Origin of the sequence: Pantoea sp. 9140, from assembly GCF_000745295.1 — a bacterium.
GTDB lineage: Bacteria > Pseudomonadota > Gammaproteobacteria > Enterobacterales > Enterobacteriaceae > Pantoea > Pantoea vagans.
The window spans coordinates 1,425,715-1,441,738 of record NZ_JQNO01000001.1; the positions used below are offsets into that span (position 1 = coordinate 1,425,715).

The window sequence follows — 16,024 nt, forward strand, 5'->3', positions numbered from 1 at the left end:
ATGAATTTATTTATTAATTTAATTTTTCTGGTTTTTTTTACAAGTGGCACAATAGGTATTGCAACAGCATCGGATACCCAGGCGGCTTATTCTCAGTATAATAACCTGAATAGTGTTTCAACTATTTTTAATGACCAGAAAGTCGTTTCCAATTTGAAATCTGTTTTAGGTAGCGAGTACAATGACTTTAGCCAGAATTTTGATGTTTTTGGCCAGCCTCACAAAACAGCGAACGGTGGTATATTCGTTGAGGGCTGGTTAAAAGATCTTTATCTTGAGCAGGCTTCAGCATTTGTTATACAGCCTGACGGTAAAGTCTATGCTGCATGGATGCTGCCTGAAGATGATAAGATACACTATGTAAGCAATGATCGTGCAAATAATAAGATGCAGGAAGATATTGCGAGTTGGGCAAAACGTTTTGATAAAAAACAGTCAGATACTCCCGCTAAAAACCAAAAAGAAATGCAAAGCAATGGCGAGAAGTTTTTCGAGACGGCGAAATTTAAAATCAGAATAACGTCGCTCTGCGCTGTGGGTTCGGAGTGTAATGACGTTAGTTATGAGGGTGTAAGAAAATCAGATGGGGCTGTTGTCAGATTAAAAGGCAAAGCCATGAAAAGTGATTGTGGTGAAGCTTCCTGCCCGGTTCTGAGTTATAAATTCCGCAATCATGATGCAACCTATATCATTAACAATGTAATTAGTAATCTTACGGTTGTCGTTAATAATAAAATCGTGCTATCTGAAGACGGAAAGTGGAAGAATGATTCCAAGTAATTAAATCTTTGCGTGATGGTGCGTCATGTATGCGCGCCATCACAGATGAAGTTTGCAAACCATCTGCAAATGGTATCTTTTAAAATGGCAAATCTTGAAATAATGTTACTTTTTGTTAAAGCTTGCTGCTTTCAATTATAGTCCATAATTAAATGAATCTTAATCTTAACGGCTGACTTAATAGCGTTAAAAATCCTTAGGTTGTAAAAGTTAATTAAATGAATAAAGTTGGATTTAGCTTAGCTGTTTTGCTGTCAATCTCTTCATTATCCTTGTTCGCTTCTGATGACTTTACTGGTCAGTGGAGTGGTCAAGAAAAAAATGATAATGGATCGTTATACTCCACTCTGACATTAAAATTAAAGCAGGATAATAATAAAATAACGGGTAGTTATTGTTATGTAACACGGGGTGGAAACAAAATAGATTGTCCTGAGGGTAATGGCAGCAATCTCAAAGGCACTGCAAATGGTAAAAAAGCTTTAATTGAATTTGATTCTTCATTTGGCGGAGTCAAGGGTAAAGCAAATTTAGAACTTAAAGATAATAAAGTTTTATGGAAGTTAATAAAAGACCCTGAGAATGGCGAGTTTTACGCTCCAAAAACTTACTCGCTCGATAAAGAAGTGAACTAGGGGGATTTAAAATCGGGCATGAAGATTTTCTCGACAGCTGATTTTACCATTACTTTAGTGAATGGTTGCGGAGAGTTTTATACTGTATGTAATAAAGTTAAATACTTAGGTCTCAGAAATAAAGATGGGAAACAAATCACTCTTGAAGGTAAAACCACGCAGCCTGTCAACTCAAATAAAGCTGATGGAATGATTTTCAATAATAGCGGCGTAGATTATATTGTGAGCTTTAATCCGCTTGCGTTAAAAGTAACGCAGGGGAATAAAACGCTTGTAGAGCAAAGTGGTAAGTGGGAGGGATGATTTTTATTATTATCAAGTGAGAGTTTTTTGCGCTTCAGATGATAATAATAACGTTGATTAATGTTGTGATATTTTATTGAGGTGGTGATGTTTTGTCTCCACCTCGTGCATATTATTGATCTGTATATTTTTTATTGAGTTAATTTAATCGCGTTACATTAGTGAATGAATGTTTTTTATTATTTTCAATTGCTAACCTCGATAAAAGACAATGATTGTAAATCGTTTTTTTACCAGCCTTTTATTTGTGCCTGTCCTCCTGTTTTTATCCTGTATTGCCAGGGCTGAATCCGCCGTGGAATCGTCTGTTCCTGCTCTTAACGAAGGCGATTTTTCCGTTCTGCTGAACGACTATGCTTTCACTCCTGGTGACACCTGGAGCAACGAAAGTTTCGTACGCGCGGGCAGGGCCCTCAGTTCAGTTCTGGCCGGAGAAGTGGACATCAACAACCAGCAGTACAACTACTTTCAGCATACCTATGATGGCTTTGAGTTATTTAGCGCGGCAGCGGTTGGAGATGCCAGCCACACGGTTCTGGCTGAGATCCTTCTGAGAAATGCCAGCGTGCCGACGACCCGAAATATAAAGGCAGGCGATAGTCTGGAACAGGTTCAGCAAGCCTATGGACCCGGAAAAGAAGACAACAGTGATAATCAGCAATGGCTTGTCTACCAGTCGGGGGGGAAACAGTTAATGTTCCAGATTGACCAGGGGAAGGTCAGCTCCATCATGTTGAAAACAGATCTGGGTGCAGAGCAAAGCGAAATCAGCGCTGACCAGGCTATCAGTGCCGCAACGGAAGCGATTCACACCTGGCACCTGACCAGCCTCGATGATAAATGCCTGCGGTACGATCTCGATGACAGCAGTGATAAACGTTTCTTTGTCATCACGGTTCGTGAAGATCATCACGACACCAGTTGCGGTGGGGATCCTGATATTACGCATCGACTTTTCGACATTAAAGTTGCTCGAGATAATACACAGCTACTCACTAATGCCGACAACGTTGATGGCGAATACCATAGCCTGATTCCACCCGCTACAAACCATTAATAAAACGGAAATCTATTATGAATTACCAATTCAATGAGGGCGCCTTTGCGCTTTTTCCTGCTGCCTGGCAGGACACCACCATGAATATTCTCCGCGACGAAGCCAGTGGCCTGGCTTTGGTTGTAAGCCGTGGTGTTATTTCTGAGGGCAGTGATGCGGAAAAAGAATTCCAGCGTCAGTGGGACACGTTGCGGAGTCAGATGGGGCACATCCAGCAGAGTGAGTTTGTACGCGTGATGGCGGGTGTAGATAACACCCTACACGCAATTGAAGTTGAAACTATGTTTGACCGTAACGGGCAGGCCGTGTGGCAGAAACAGCTGGCTACGCAGGTGCCGGACTCGAACACCTTAATGATTTTTACGCTCTCCGCGATGCGTCCATTCAATGAAGAAGACGGACAGCGCTGGAGTGCTTTTAAACAAAGCCTGACTCTGAACACGCCACGGAAAGCATAACTTATGGATAATCCTGCGGCCCGCGTGGGCGATGAGATCATTCACTCCAGCATTTTTGCTGATATCACCAGCATTGTGGCAGAAGGTGCGGCGTATGCCGTCATTGGTGCCGCAGTGGGTGCTGCTATCGTCTCGGCAGCGCCCCTGCTGGGTACAGGGGCGGCAGCGGCGAGTGTAGCTGCCGTGGGTAACAGTTGCCTGCTCAGCGGTATTCTTGGCGGTATACTGGCCAATGCCGTGGGTCTGTCACAGGAGATCAGCAAAGCGGCCGATGGGCTGGGAAACATGATATTCCCGCCGTCACCCGCCGGTGTGATATCCAGCGGTTCAGACAACGTTTACGTAAATGGTCTTTTAGCCGTGCGCGCGGCCGGGATGCTCACGCCCGGCGAGACACCACCACCGGAACCGCAATCACCGAAGAGCTTTGCCGACTACGGCGGCATGCTGCTCTCTGCGGTGGGCCAGTTTGGGAGTGCAATGTGGCAACCTACGGTCGCCTCCGCCGATGCGGGCACCTCTCCGCTGGAGCATGACAAAGTGGCCTGTGAAAAACACAGTGCACCGCAATATCTGGCGCAGGGATCGAAAAGCGTCTTTATCAATGGCCAGCCAGCGGTGCGCGCAAAGGATAAAACCACCTGTGATGCCACCGTGAGTGACGATGTGTCCCCCAATGTCATTATTGGTGGTGAAACGGTCACGGTCAGGGAGATCAAAAGCGGCAAGGTGCCAGGCCTGGCTGTGATGATGATCGGCCTTTCTCTAATCCGTGGTCGCCCCAGTCAGATCCTCAAAAACATGCCCTGCGCGCTGGCCGGTGCCGTGGGCGGTATGGCAGCGGACATGGCCATCAACGCGGCTTTCTCGTCGCTGTTCCCGGTTCATGCGGCGACCGGCGTCAAAGTCCTGAATGATGATGCCGAGCGCGATTTTTCCCTTCCCGGACGTTTCCCGCTTAGTTTTCAGCGCAGCTATAACAGCCTGACTCAGCGTGCTGGCCTGTTTGGTCAGGGCTGGGCCACGGTGTTTGACAGTTACCTGACGCTGGAAGGGAATCGGGCGACCTGGTTTGATGACAACGGACGCGAACTAAGCTTTGACGTGCCCGGTGAAAAAGAGGTGCTCTACAGCATCAGCGAAGGGTTGATGGTGCGGCGCAACGAGTCAGGCGATATCGCCATTGCCGATGACGACGGTGCGGTCTGGCGTCTATACCGACGCACGGCTGCTGATCCGCAGGTGCTTCGGCTGGCTTCACTGAGTGATGAGTACGGCAACGCCCTGGAGATGGGCTGGGATGAACAGGCTCGTCTGGTGCGTATTCATGACGCGCCGCTGGCGATTGACGTTACGCTGCACTACGACGACAAACAGCACGCGCGGCGCCCGACATCAGCCAGCCATTTTGATGGCGATCAGCACTGGCCTCTGACGCGCTGGACATACACTGAACAGGGCCAGCTTGCCAGCGTTACTGATGCGGCTGGCGTTGTGTCGCGGCGTTTCCGGTACAACGACGACGGGTTAATGGTCTGGCATCAGCTGCCCGGCGGGCTCGAAAGCGAATATCGCTGGCAGAAGCTGGATCACTGGCGCGTAGTTGAGAACCGCACCAATACCGGTGATGGCTGCCACATGCATTACGATCTCGAGGCGGGCATCACGCGTGTTTCAACCTATGACGGTCAGCAGCGCGAACATCACTGGAATGCTGCGGGCCTCATCACCTGTTTTATCGACGAGCGGGGCGAGAAGTGGCGCTACGAGTGGGATGAAAACGAACTCCTGACGCGCCGCATCGATCCGCTGGGCAACGCGGTGAGCTTCGCCTATGACGATCTGGGTAACCGCGTTGAAGAGAAAGATGCTGACGGCGGTGTGCAGGCTGTGCAATGGCTGTCCCACCGTTCGCTGCCGACAGTGGTTGCCGGAGCAGATGGTTCCACCACGAAGTACTATTACGATCCCCATCATGGCCTTGAGCGCGTCGTTGATGCGCTCGGGCAAAGCACGCTCTATAAACGGGATGAATTCGGACTGGTTGTCGAGGAGATCGACGCAGCGGGTAACAGCTACCGCCGGGAGTTTAACGATGCCGGCCAGGTTATCCGTGAAACCGACTGCTCAGGGCTGACCACGCGCTACCGTTATCATCCGCTGGGCTGGCTCAGTTGTGTCATCGCGCCGGATGGTGAAGAAACCCGTTATCACTATGACGCAGCAGGCCGTCCTCTTCAGCTGGAACGTGCAGAAGGATGGGAAGAGCGGTTGCACTGGAGTGAAAACGGACTGCCGCTGGCCTATGAATCGGCTGATGGCAAGCGCAGTGAATTCCGTTACGACAACGTCGGGCGATTGATTGCCAACCGCAATGCAGAGGGTGAGACGGTTCAGCGAAGCTGGGACAGCCGTGGCCGGTTGACGGCGCTGCAAAACGAGAACGGCGAGCAGTATCAGTTCGAGTGGGGCGCAGATTCTCTGTTGCTGGCTCAGGTCGGGCTGGATGGCGTTGCCACTCGATATGATTATGATGCAGCGGGCCGCACGGTATCACGTACCTTTGCCGCCGGGCATCCTCAGTCCATCACCCATCGCTATCACTGGAGCCGTGCGGGACAACTGCTGGCGCGGACCACGCCGGAAGGCCAGACGCGCTATCACTACAGCGGTGGCGGCCAGCTGGGTAAGGTGTCGCAGCATCTGCCGCTGTCTGACACTGAGTGGAGCCAGCAGGCCGAGCAGGAGATCACCTTTAAATATGATGCGCTGGACCGCATCGTTGCTGAACAGGGAGAGCAGGGAGAACTGGCGTGGGAGTATGACGCGCTGGGTAACTGCACAGCCTTAACACTGCCGGATGGTCGTAATCTCAAGCAGCTTTACTACGGCAGCGGCCATTTACTGAGCATCGCATTAGACAACCTGCCGGTCACCGAGTTTACCCGTGACACGCTGCACCGGGAACTGAGCCGGACCCAGGGCGGCCTGACCATGCGCAGTGAATATGACCGGTTAGGCAGACTGCGCCGTCGTGACGTGTTCAAAGGCGACTCGCAGCGTCCTGCACCGCGCGTCTGGTCCCGCCGACGCGACTTCGATTACGGCAACAACCTGATCCGTGAAGAGCGTGACGATAATCCGTTCAGCCAGACATTATGGAACTACGATAACGCCGGCCGGCTGTTGTCTCAGGACGGTGCGCAGCCGGGTAATGAACAGTGGCGCTGGGATGGCGCAGGCAACCCGCTGGATCGCCATACTGCCGCCCATATTATGCATAACCGCGTCACTGAACTGAACGGTATCCGCTGGCAGTACGATATTCATGGCCGCACCACTGAGAAAGATGACGGGCACACCCGCTGGCGCTACCGTTACGATGGTGAGCATCGCCTGATGGACGTCATCAGCGAGCCGCGGGACCGTAACAAGCCGCGCACAAAGGTGAGTTTCCGCTACGATCCGCTGGGACGCCGCATCAGTAAAACCAGCCAGCAGCTGTTACAGGGAAGACCATCTGGCAACGCCGTCACGACGCGCTTCGTGTGGGAAGGTTACCGTCTGCTGCAGGAGATCCACGACGGCACTCCCCTGACCTACGTTTATAGTGACAGCCAGAGCTATGAACCGCTGGCGCGTATTGATGGCTTGGAAAGCCCGGAGATTTACTGGTTCCATAATGCAGCCAACGGAATGCCGGAGCTGTTGACTGACAGTGAAGGGCAAAAAGCCTGGGAAGGGATCAACAGCCCGTGGGGCAAACTGCTGCGCGAGTCCAGCCAGCGGATGCCTGTCGTTCAGCAGAACCTGCGTATGCAGGGCCAGTACCTGGACCGGGAAACCGGACTGCACTACAATCTGTTTCGTTATTATGATCCGGACAGCGGACGGTTTACTCAGCAGGACCCGATAGGGCTGGCGGGCGGGATCAACCTTTACCAGTATGCGCCGAATGCGCTGGGTTGGGTGGATCCGTGGGGGTTGATGAAGTGTAAGAACCCTGCGAAAGAAGCGACGAAGTGGCAGGGGCCAAGTAATAAAGATTATCCTGGCATCGATGTTTATGAGAATACGGTTATAAAAAAAGGGACGATTCTTTATGCTCTTCATCCTAATGGAGACCGGTTACCTGCTTATACAGTAAGCCATCCTACAGTCAGACAGTATAAAGGTGATCCACTTGGTTATCATAGAGCTTTGCAAGTTATGCTAGACCCAGCATTTACAATGCGTTCAAAGGTGAGAGCTTACTACGTTACCGAAGATATACATGTAGCCAGAGGACGTGCTGAAGCTAATGCTCAGTATGGTCGAGGAGGAGGGCTACAGTTTTATATACCGGAAGAGGCTCGGCTTAAACTGAAACCTGGAAAAGTAATTGATATATGAAAAAAATGATTTTAGAAGAGAATGGTGCTTTGCTTGTGGATGGAAGTAAAATAGAACTTTCTTCTTACGAACAATTTATTAATTCTTCGTTTTTTAAATCTTCTGATGACCTTATAACTGTAGGTGAGTATTATTTTTCAGCAAAAAATGTCATATGGCATAATGAACCGTTCCATGTACAATTTAGGCCCGCTATTTTTTCTGTTAATAAGAGCGTGTTCCTAATCAGTAAAACTGGTGAGTTTTATAAAAACATTAACGATTGGGGAAAAAGAGCAAATGTAAACGTTTTAATTTCTGAAGAGAAAAGATTGTATGAGTGGATGATGGAAAAGTATCCAGGTAATTATAAGGGTGAATTAAAAGATCCTCCATATGGTCATGTTTGGGGGTTTTCATGGGGTGAGATAACGGTACAGTCTAATGAAAAATCATTTACGTGCGGGATATATATTGAGTGGAGATAAATTTAAAATTAACCAACCTGTCATTATATTAATATGTTGTGCTGCTGCAGAAAATTATAATGAAGGTTGTTAATATTCAACTATTAACATTGGTAAGTATTATTACTGTCTGCAGGCACTGCGATATTGAAGGCCGAACAGTTGATAAATATGATGGACATACCTACTACCTACATTGCTACCATGGTGAGCGTCGCCTAAAGAAATTTATTTATTCTGCCAATTGATCTTAAAACTTTTCCGATGAAGTGTAGCTAGGTTGTTATATTTTCTTAGTGAAGGGTTTATTAGAATAACTATTTATCTCTTTTAATTAAAAATAACATTTTTAGCTTATTTTATGGTTATAGATATGTAATCTGTTGCGGTAATGACCGGCTCTCTATTCCGAATTTCAATGCTTAAAAACTCTATCTTCATATGTTCAAACTTATAAGGAGATAAAATGAACCTGCCAGGAATGAATCCCGAAAATAACTTACCGGGTTATGACATCGCGAGAATGACCGGTTATGGGGCACCAGATTTTGATTTCAAAGCGCTGGGTGCAGCAATGGATTGCACTCGAGAGTTTTATCAGGCTGGCATTATCTATGCAGATGGCGCACAGCGTTTTCTTGTTCGATCTGGTCAGCGTCATCCTAATGGCCAAAGTGGTATCGTCACACATCTTATTGTGACCAAAACGCCTAAGCAAGCCACAGCGTCTGATACGGGTAAGTCACTTAGTGAAGCAGTAAGCGCAACCTCAATGGGAACGGAGATTGCCTCGACCGTGCTTTCCTGTGGTGCAATGATTATCACAGCTGGCGTGGCGGTTATCGGCGCTTCAGCATCGCCTATAACCGCTGGCAGTAGCGGCGTGCTTGTTGCTATTGGCTATGCTGGCGCTGCCGCAACAGGCGTGCAATGTGTCAATGGTATCTACCGGGTTTATGATCTCGTCGAAAACGGTGGTCAAAACGTCGCGTGGCTGGACTCTCAGGATTGGTACGTTGCCACTTCAACGTCCCTTGACCTTATTTCACTAGCCAGCGTGGGCGGAGCGTTAAAAGAAGCCCTGGCAACATGGCGAGCGATGAAATCAGTCTCTTCTTTAAAAGCAACGGAGTGGCTCAGGAACTATCCAAGGCAGGACCGGGCACGCCTGACCGAATTAATCATTAAGGCACAAAACCCTGGTATTAGTAATAAAGAGCTTAAAGCCGCCATCCGTGCAGGACTTTATCCAAAGCGTTTCCCTGTAGAGCCAGTGCAAAAAGAACTTGTTAAGCAACTCGCGCAGGTCGTCACGAGTGCAGCTGCTGTGGCTGGCAGTGCTGTCAGTGGTATTATTGCTGCTCCGGGTAACGTGCCGCGCACCGGGCGTTATGTAGTAGGAACAATCCAGTCACTGGCGGTATTTTAATGCAATTTTTATCATGGCTTATTGGGCGTAATCTCACTGAACTGTTGCAACAGGGTCGCGAAATAGATCAGCTGATTGCACGGCAGGATAATTCCGTACTTGCCCGTTCCACCACAGAGCTTGAGCGTTATTTTAAACAGCCTTCTGAGTCGCTTCCCCGGCAAAACGGCTTCCCGGTTGCACTAGTGCTGATGCTGTTACTGGTCGCATTTGCATTTAACTTGCTGACGTTTCTGCATGCTTTACCTCTGCTTACGCCACAGATACACGCGTTAAGTTTTTTTGTTCCCTCAATTGTCGTTCTTGGCGCGATACTCACCGCCAGTTATCTGCTTGCGCGAGGGCATACATCCGGTGTTCAGGGGCTGGCTTACGTCTGGGCGGTGTTGCTCATATCGACCGTGTTACTCCTGATCTACAGCGTTGTTACGGGTAGCCACTCGGGTCTGTGGCTACTTCTGGCACTCGCTGCTTTGGTGGGTGCTCGCTGGTTACTGAATGGGCAGGCTTTCATCCTGTTTGCCATTTACTGCCGGACACAACGCCTCGCCAGTGTCGCCCGGCAGCGTCGCATGAAATAATCGACACTCGTCCTTAGCGCTGTCAACGCGGAACAACCGTTCCGCGACTCTCGTCATACACTCCACTTTCCTCTCAAACCGATGATCCTCCGCTAGCCCGGTTAACCCCATTAAGATGGTAATAACGTGAAGAGGTATCAATCCCTTATCCTTTCCGGAGAGTGTTACACTGGGGTCTATTACGATAAGGAATACACGGATTTTTATGAAAAAAACGACACATCAAAGAAAAAGTGTTCTGTTAATAGTGAGTTTCTTTTTGTTTAGCGGGTTCGCAGAAGCGAAGATGCAAAATAAAGATATGTGGAGCTTTATCCCTCAGTTGAGTGCTTCACTTAAATCTCTCTCTGTGAAAGATCTTACTCAGTTTCCGCTGGCACTGACATTAGAAACCCAAAATGATTACATCAACATTTATCAGGCTAATTCGATAAAACTGGAAGATGATGCGAAAATTACTGATATTGAGTTGCGTGTCAGTAAATCATCCGGCGACGTCGCCCCTTTTCTGAGCTTTTCTCCCGATGGTAAATGCACAACCCTTGATGATGTCAGAAAACACTATCCGGGGGTTAAGTTGAGTGACTATCCTCGTGGCCAATCTGAAAATGAAGTAACTAGCTACTCATCTCCCCCGGATATGGATGGTCAGGTAATCACATTTTCTTTTGCTGTCAAAAATCCGGATTGCCTGAGTAAAGTGATCATCACGGCTAAAGAGTGAAGCTGGTGATGTTGAACATATTTCCGATTCAGCACGATAGTAATTGCAGCATAGTGACGCTTAGCACCATACGTTCCAGATGCGTACAGCCTCACAGCGGCTACACCGGGTAATGGCTCGGTCTCGTCCAGTCCAAAACCTCTAAGGCAGCGCGGTTTGTTTCTAATGCCTGGGCTGGATGCGGCATTTCCTAATTCTTCGAACATAAATATTTTAAGAGAACTATATGACCGAGATGCTATTTAGTGACTATGGGATTGATATCGTAGTAAGAGATGGATTTTTCTATATTCAATATGATGATGGCGGTTTAGTCAGTAAAGAGATTGAGTCTGAAATAAGTAAGGACGAAGCACTCAAAGCTCAACGTAGCCCGGCTGATGCTAATGAAATCATTTTGTTAACCCAGGTCAGAGATGGAATTAACATTGCTAAATTTTAAGCGTACTATACGGGCCTGATTATGTGAGTTTTGCCAGGAACATTTTATGTGCTTCTGCTCTTAATTAATCCGCCAAAACCTCTTTCAGCAATCAATGCTTATAAATGTTCAACGCCATAGAAAATGATGCTTACAAGGTCAGATAAAGAATCAGACAGGCCGTATTTATCATTATGAATTTCATTTATCACTTAGGTGTAGATACGATAACTCAGCAAGCGTTAAGGGAGCATCTGTTTTATTTAATTAATAAATATGTTCCGGAAAGCAATAGAAGTGATTTCTTCGAAAGTATTCTAAAAGATGATCTTCCTGTAAAAGGGATTCTTGCAGACCTGAACAGGGTAAAAGATGTCACTATGGATGAAAAAGATGGAGATTTATTAAGAGAGATTTATTTTAATTTTTGCTAAAAAGCGGCAAAGATCGTGCGTTTCAGCGACTTATTTTTTTATAGACGTATTGGAGCGAAATCGGCTGCATGATGATGACCGGATTCCACACCAACACCAGGTCAGTGAGGGAAGACTGTCTGGTCCTGCTGCAACTGGAGCTGGTTCATTTAAAACGGAGAGTGATTTTATGATGGATCTCTTTAGTGGACTGTCGTTGAAGAGGTAAGGGCAGAGTTATGATCGTGTCTCAATCTGTAATAACAAGGACGATCTTTTAAATATGAGATTAAAATACGCAGCGGGAGAACTGGTTTTTAATGACTCGTTGATTGTAACCCCAAAAATAACTAAGCATGAGTTAATGGTAATTCCTGGGTTTATCTGGGAGCCATGGCCAGATAATGGCGGGGACACAGTTTCATATAGAAGTATTTTCCCACTTAAGAGCAATAACAGTGGCGATATTTATTTGGTTGTCAATTTTATTGAACCCGGGAACTCAGCCGCTTTAATATCGCACTGGAGTTTTGCACCAGAAAAATTGTTGATGGGTGAGCAGAAAAGCCTGACTGGGGACGTAACTCAAAGATTAAAACGTTGGTTTAAGGAACAGGCGAGAACTTCATTACCTTTAAGCGGGGCCTGGGGCAGCATTGATGTAGCTTATGATGTTTATAACAGAACGGCTACAATCAATTGTCACTATCGTTCAGGCTGAGCTTAATATGAAGGATGATATATTCTTGTTAATGGATTTAGCAACAAAAAATGAGTACTCAATTCCAATGAAGGGCATCAGGTACAAATTTGACAGCATGGAGAAACAGCCACTTACACAAGATGACTGGCATGATATGGATACGTTAATGCACTATTTTGGTCCTTAGCGTTTGCTAAGCAACGAAGAGACACGACTAAGAAATGTTGTAGCGCTTTACCACCACGCAATTGAAAAGGAATTTATATGATAGATCTAAGATTATCAGATTCTGAACTCAGAACATACGCCAGGAAATATGCGCATCTACTTCCTGAGCTATCGCCTCAACTCATCAACCGGATGGCTTACGAACATCAGCCAATGCCTGATGAAAAACCAGTGAAACCTGAGTGGATGTATACGCTGAAACAACACATTTCTGACGTTGAAGCCTTAGATAAAGCCAAAGGTTTACTCATGGGACTGGCTGTTGGTGATGCAGTGGGGACCACTCTGGAATTCCAGACTCGCGACAGTTCTCACATTTACGATATGGTGGGCGGTGGTCCTTTCAATCTCAAGGCCGGAGAGTGGACCGATGACACCTCAATGGCAATGTGTCTGGCAGAAACGTATATTGAAAAGGAAAGTTGTGACACTGCTTTATTCAGGAAAAAGTTAATTCAGTGGTACAAAACGGGGCATAATAGCGCGAATGGAGTTTGTTTCGATATCGGTAATGCGACCCGCTATGCTCTCGAACAAGTAATTAAACATGGTACTGATTGGATTGGTAACACCGCCCCTGATACAGCAGGGAACGCCTCGTTGATTCGTCATGCACCCGTAGCAATTTTTAGGCGAAAATCATTCATTGATGGCTGGCGTGATGCCAAAAGACAAAGTACAGCAACACATCGAGCACCAGAGTCAATAAATAGCTGTCAGTACTTAAACTCTATTTTACATTACCTTTTAAATGGTTTAGGTAAAAATGAAGCCTTCGCGCCTCATAAGATGTCTTTACTGGTAAGGCTGTTAATCATCAATGCCGGTGAATATAAAGAAAAGCATCGTGACCAAATTCGCTCCTCCGGTTACGTTATCGACACACTGGAAGCCGCCTTATGGGCTGTCTGGCATACAGACAATTTCAAAGATGCCATTTTGCTGGCGGCAAATCTTGCTGATGACGCTGATAGCGTGGCAGCCACCGCAGGCCAGTTAGCAGGCGCATTGTATGGACTGTCAGGCATTCCTGCACAGTGGGTTGATAAAATAGTCGATAAAGACAGAATCCTTTCGATGGCAGAAGAGCTGTTTCACCTCGCACCGGAAGAAACGGATTAATTTCGACATCCTGTTTCAGGCAGGGGATTCTTTTGTTGCCATGATATAACCGGGCAGGGTCGCTGGCATTTTTTATGAATGCTTTCACCAGCGGCCCGGCGTTAGTTATTCCGTAAGCCATTTCCTCCCCTTTCCCATATCCATCCTTTCTCCCCGAACACAATCTTTTTCCTATGACCCACCCCTCCATTTACTCCATTCCTTGTCCCAACCTCCTGAAAAACCCACCCATCATCACTATTACCTCTGGCTATAACCTGCCGTTATACCCTCCTGCTAAACAAGCATTCGTCACCTTTCAGAACGCATGAAATAGTGGTTTCAGAACCTGATCTTTTGGCTGAAACGAGAGACAACATGCTAATCCCACAACCCTATTTACTCTTTCTTGGCGATGTTACCGATCCCCTCGCGGCAAAAACGGCGCGCGGTATTCATATCTGGCGGCCGGAGCAGTGCGTTGGCGAAATTAAACTGCCGGGCTGCACGGTCAGTCTGGGTCTGGATGAACTGGATATTCCCGGTGCTAAAGCACGCGGTGCGAAAACGCTGGTGCTGGGCACGGCCAATGCCGGCGGCTATCTGCCAGCGCACTGGCTGGAAACAATTAAAAGTGCCATCCAGGCAGGCATGAATGTTGCCAGTGGTCTGCACCACCGACTGGTGGATGAGCCGGAACTGGTCGCGCTTGCGCAGGCTTCTGGCGTTGAGCTGTTTGACCTGCGTCATATGCGTCCGGCGCTTAATGTTGGCAGCGGCAAGAAGCGTTCAGGTAAGCGGATACTGACGGTGGGTACGGACTGCTCAGTGGGCAAGATGTATACCTCACTGGCGCTGGAGGCGGCGATGCGTGCGCGCGGCCTGAAAGCCGATTTTCGCGCCACGGGGCAGACCGGCATTCTGGTGGCGGGAGAGGGTATTGCTGTGGATGCGGTCATCGCTGATTTTATTGCCGGAGCAGCAGAAGCGCTGTCACCGGCGAATGACGCGGATCACTGGGATATCGTCGAAGGTCAGGGCTCACTATTCCATCCCTCTTATGCGGGCGTGAGTATGGGGCTGATGCACGGTGCGCAGCCACACTGGCTGGTGATGTGCCATGAAATGGGACGCCCCCATATGCGTCATTTGCCGCACCAGCCGATGGTCAGCCTGCAGGCGTGCGTGGAAGCCAATCTGCGTGCCGCGCAGGTGACCAGTGAGTCGGTTCAGCTGGCGGGCTTTGCGATCAACACCTCCAATTACAGTGAAGAAGAGGCGCTCGCTTATTGCGCCGAAATCAGCGCTGAGTTCGGCTTACCGGCTACGGATCCGGTGCGTTTTGGTATTGATGAGATCGCCGCACTGCTTCAGGAGCGTGGCTGAAATGCGACAGTTGCAGATTGAGGTGGTGGAATTGCCGCTGGCGCGACCTTTCGCTATCGCACGCGGTACCCGTACTGCCGTGACGGTCATCCGGGTCACGCTGGAGCAGGAGGGTTTCATCGGGCAGGGAGAATGTACCCCGACGGCCCGCTACGATGAGACGCCCGACAGTGTTCAGGCCGTGCTCGAAGCGATACGGACTGAGGTGGAGTCGGGCCTGAGCCGTCACGATCTGCAGCACCGGTTACCTGCCGGTTCAGCGCGCAACGTGCTGGACTGTGCGCTATGGCGACTTGACGCGGCACGGGCAAATCAGACGCTGTGGCAAAAGAGCACGTGCTCTCAGCCACCGTCGGTGGTGACGGCAGAGACCCTTAGCCTCGATACGCTGGAATTCATGGCTCTCGCGGCGGCAGATGCGGTCTCACGTGGTGCCATCCTGCTCAAAATTAAGCTCGACCGCAGTGAGATTCTGGAAAAGGTGGCGGCAATCCGCGCGGCGGCACCGCATGCCACGCTCATTATCGATGCCAATGAAGCCTGGTCGGGGCTGGAACTGGAAAGCCTGCTGGTGGCACTGAAAACCTTCAACATCGCGATGGTGGAGCAACCCCTTCCCGCCGGGCAGGATCATGACCTGCAACGTTTTAAACATCCCATACCGGTCTGTGCCGATGAGAGTTGCCATACGCGGGCGGATATTGCCGGATTACGCGACCGCTACGAGATGATCAACATCAAACTGGATAAGTGCGGTGGCCTGACGGAAGCGCTGGCGATGGTGGAGGAAGCCCGCGCGCGCAAAATGCGCATCATGGTCGGTTGCATGCTGGGTTCGTCACTGGCCATGGAGGCGGCATTGCCCGTCGCGGTTAACGCGGAATTCGTCGATCTGGATGGCCCCATCTGGCTTGCCGCCGACAGTTCTCCTTTTCTGAGCTACTCCCAGGGCCGTATCTGGCTATAA

At 48.7% G+C, this 16,024-nt stretch carries 16 protein-coding genes; all 16 read left to right on the forward strand.

The window, feature by feature from the left end:
- Entirely contained in the window at positions 1-780 is a 780-nt protein-coding gene (locus FA92_RS06760) for a hypothetical protein (RefSeq protein WP_033782839.1), read from the forward strand.
- Between the two features lie 218 nt (positions 781-998).
- On the forward strand, positions 999-1,415 hold the full coding sequence (locus tag FA92_RS23570) for a hypothetical protein (RefSeq protein ID WP_072008954.1): 417 nt from the start codon (positions 999-1,001) through the stop codon (positions 1,413-1,415).
- An 18-nt stretch (positions 1,416-1,433) separates the two neighbouring features.
- Entirely contained in the window at positions 1,434-1,718 is a 285-nt protein-coding gene (locus FA92_RS23575; protein WP_072008955.1) for a hypothetical protein, read from the forward strand.
- Between the two features lie 211 nt (positions 1,719-1,929).
- Positions 1,930-2,775: a hypothetical protein gene (locus tag FA92_RS06770; RefSeq protein WP_033782840.1), complete on the forward strand. Its 846-nt coding sequence runs from the start codon at positions 1,930-1,932 to the stop codon at positions 2,773-2,775.
- Positions 2,776-2,792: 17 nt separating this feature from the next.
- Entirely contained in the window at positions 2,793-3,233 is a 441-nt protein-coding gene (locus FA92_RS06775; protein WP_033782841.1) for a DcrB-related protein, read from the forward strand.
- Between the two features lie 3 nt (positions 3,234-3,236).
- Positions 3,237-7,625 (forward strand): RHS repeat-associated core domain-containing protein, encoded by a 4,389-nt coding sequence (locus tag FA92_RS06780; RefSeq protein WP_033782842.1) that lies wholly within the window; start codon positions 3,237-3,239, stop codon positions 7,623-7,625.
- A complete protein-coding gene (locus FA92_RS06785) occupies positions 7,622-8,092 on the forward strand; it encodes a hypothetical protein (RefSeq protein ID WP_033782843.1) in 471 nt (156 codons plus the stop codon). The genes FA92_RS06780 and FA92_RS06785 overlap by 4 nt, the downstream gene beginning before the upstream one ends.
- Positions 8,093-8,537: 445 nt before the next feature.
- Positions 8,538-9,500, forward strand: coding sequence for a hypothetical protein (locus FA92_RS06790; RefSeq protein ID WP_033782844.1), 963 nt, complete (start codon positions 8,538-8,540; stop codon positions 9,498-9,500).
- The gene (locus FA92_RS06795; protein WP_033782845.1) at positions 9,500-10,081 is read left to right on the forward strand and encodes a hypothetical protein; all 582 of its coding nucleotides are present in this window, start codon (positions 9,500-9,502) and stop codon (positions 10,079-10,081) included. The genes FA92_RS06790 and FA92_RS06795 overlap by 1 nt, the downstream gene beginning before the upstream one ends.
- 205 nt (positions 10,082-10,286) lie before the next feature.
- Complete coding sequence (locus tag FA92_RS06800; protein ID WP_033782847.1) at positions 10,287-10,805, forward strand: hypothetical protein; 519 nt, start codon at positions 10,287-10,289, stop codon at positions 10,803-10,805.
- A 226-nt stretch (positions 10,806-11,031) separates the two neighbouring features.
- Positions 11,032-11,247 carry a hypothetical protein gene (locus FA92_RS06805; RefSeq protein WP_033782849.1) on the forward strand — a complete coding sequence of 72 codons (216 nt, stop codon included), beginning with the start codon at positions 11,032-11,034 and terminating at the stop codon, positions 11,245-11,247.
- Between the two features lie 173 nt (positions 11,248-11,420).
- Positions 11,421-11,660 carry a hypothetical protein gene (locus FA92_RS06810; RefSeq protein WP_239780515.1) on the forward strand — a complete coding sequence of 80 codons (240 nt, stop codon included), beginning with the start codon at positions 11,421-11,423 and terminating at the stop codon, positions 11,658-11,660.
- Positions 11,661-11,922: 262 nt separating this feature from the next.
- A complete protein-coding gene (locus FA92_RS23240; protein WP_156105684.1) occupies positions 11,923-12,360 on the forward strand; it encodes a hypothetical protein in 438 nt (145 codons plus the stop codon).
- A gap of 246 nt (positions 12,361-12,606) precedes the next feature.
- A complete protein-coding gene (gene tri1, locus FA92_RS06820) occupies positions 12,607-13,692 on the forward strand; it encodes an ADP-ribosylarginine hydrolase Tri1 (RefSeq protein ID WP_033782850.1) in 1,086 nt (361 codons plus the stop codon).
- Positions 13,693-14,049: 357 nt separating this feature from the next.
- On the forward strand, positions 14,050-15,057 hold the full coding sequence (gene dgcN, locus FA92_RS06825; RefSeq protein WP_033782851.1) for an N-acetyltransferase DgcN: 1,008 nt from the start codon (positions 14,050-14,052) through the stop codon (positions 15,055-15,057).
- 1 nt (position 15,058) lies between these two features.
- Positions 15,059-16,024, forward strand: coding sequence for an N-acetyl-D-Glu racemase DgcA (gene dgcA, locus FA92_RS06830; protein ID WP_033782853.1), 966 nt, complete (start codon positions 15,059-15,061; stop codon positions 16,022-16,024).

Excerpts from the sequence above, each read along its gene's own strand:
- FA92_RS06760 (WP_033782839.1), top strand. The coding sequence starts at position 1 with ATGAATTTATTTATTAATTTAATTTTTCTGGTTTTTTTTACAAGTGGC.
- FA92_RS23570 (WP_072008954.1), top strand. The coding sequence starts at position 999 with ATGAATAAAGTTGGATTTAGCTTAGCTGTTTTGCTGTCAATCTCTTCA.
- FA92_RS23575 (WP_072008955.1), top strand. The coding sequence starts at position 1,434 with ATGAAGATTTTCTCGACAGCTGATTTTACCATTACTTTAGTGAATGGT.
- FA92_RS06770 (WP_033782840.1), top strand. The coding sequence starts at position 1,930 with ATGATTGTAAATCGTTTTTTTACCAGCCTTTTATTTGTGCCTGTCCTC.
- FA92_RS06775 (WP_033782841.1), top strand. The coding sequence starts at position 2,793 with ATGAATTACCAATTCAATGAGGGCGCCTTTGCGCTTTTTCCTGCTGCC.
- FA92_RS06780 (WP_033782842.1), top strand. The coding sequence starts at position 3,237 with ATGGATAATCCTGCGGCCCGCGTGGGCGATGAGATCATTCACTCCAGC.
- FA92_RS06785 (WP_033782843.1), top strand. The coding sequence starts at position 7,622 with ATGAAAAAAATGATTTTAGAAGAGAATGGTGCTTTGCTTGTGGATGGA.
- FA92_RS06790 (WP_033782844.1), top strand. The coding sequence starts at position 8,538 with ATGAACCTGCCAGGAATGAATCCCGAAAATAACTTACCGGGTTATGAC.
- FA92_RS06795 (WP_033782845.1), top strand. The coding sequence starts at position 9,500 with ATGCAATTTTTATCATGGCTTATTGGGCGTAATCTCACTGAACTGTTG.
- FA92_RS06800 (WP_033782847.1), top strand. The coding sequence starts at position 10,287 with ATGAAAAAAACGACACATCAAAGAAAAAGTGTTCTGTTAATAGTGAGT.
- FA92_RS06805 (WP_033782849.1), top strand. The coding sequence starts at position 11,032 with ATGACCGAGATGCTATTTAGTGACTATGGGATTGATATCGTAGTAAGA.
- FA92_RS06810 (WP_239780515.1), top strand. The coding sequence starts at position 11,421 with ATGAATTTCATTTATCACTTAGGTGTAGATACGATAACTCAGCAAGCG.
- FA92_RS23240 (WP_156105684.1), top strand. The coding sequence starts at position 11,923 with ATGAGATTAAAATACGCAGCGGGAGAACTGGTTTTTAATGACTCGTTG.
- tri1 (WP_033782850.1), top strand. The coding sequence starts at position 12,607 with ATGATAGATCTAAGATTATCAGATTCTGAACTCAGAACATACGCCAGG.
- dgcN (WP_033782851.1), top strand. The coding sequence starts at position 14,050 with ATGCTAATCCCACAACCCTATTTACTCTTTCTTGGCGATGTTACCGAT.
- dgcA (WP_033782853.1), top strand. The coding sequence starts at position 15,059 with ATGCGACAGTTGCAGATTGAGGTGGTGGAATTGCCGCTGGCGCGACCT.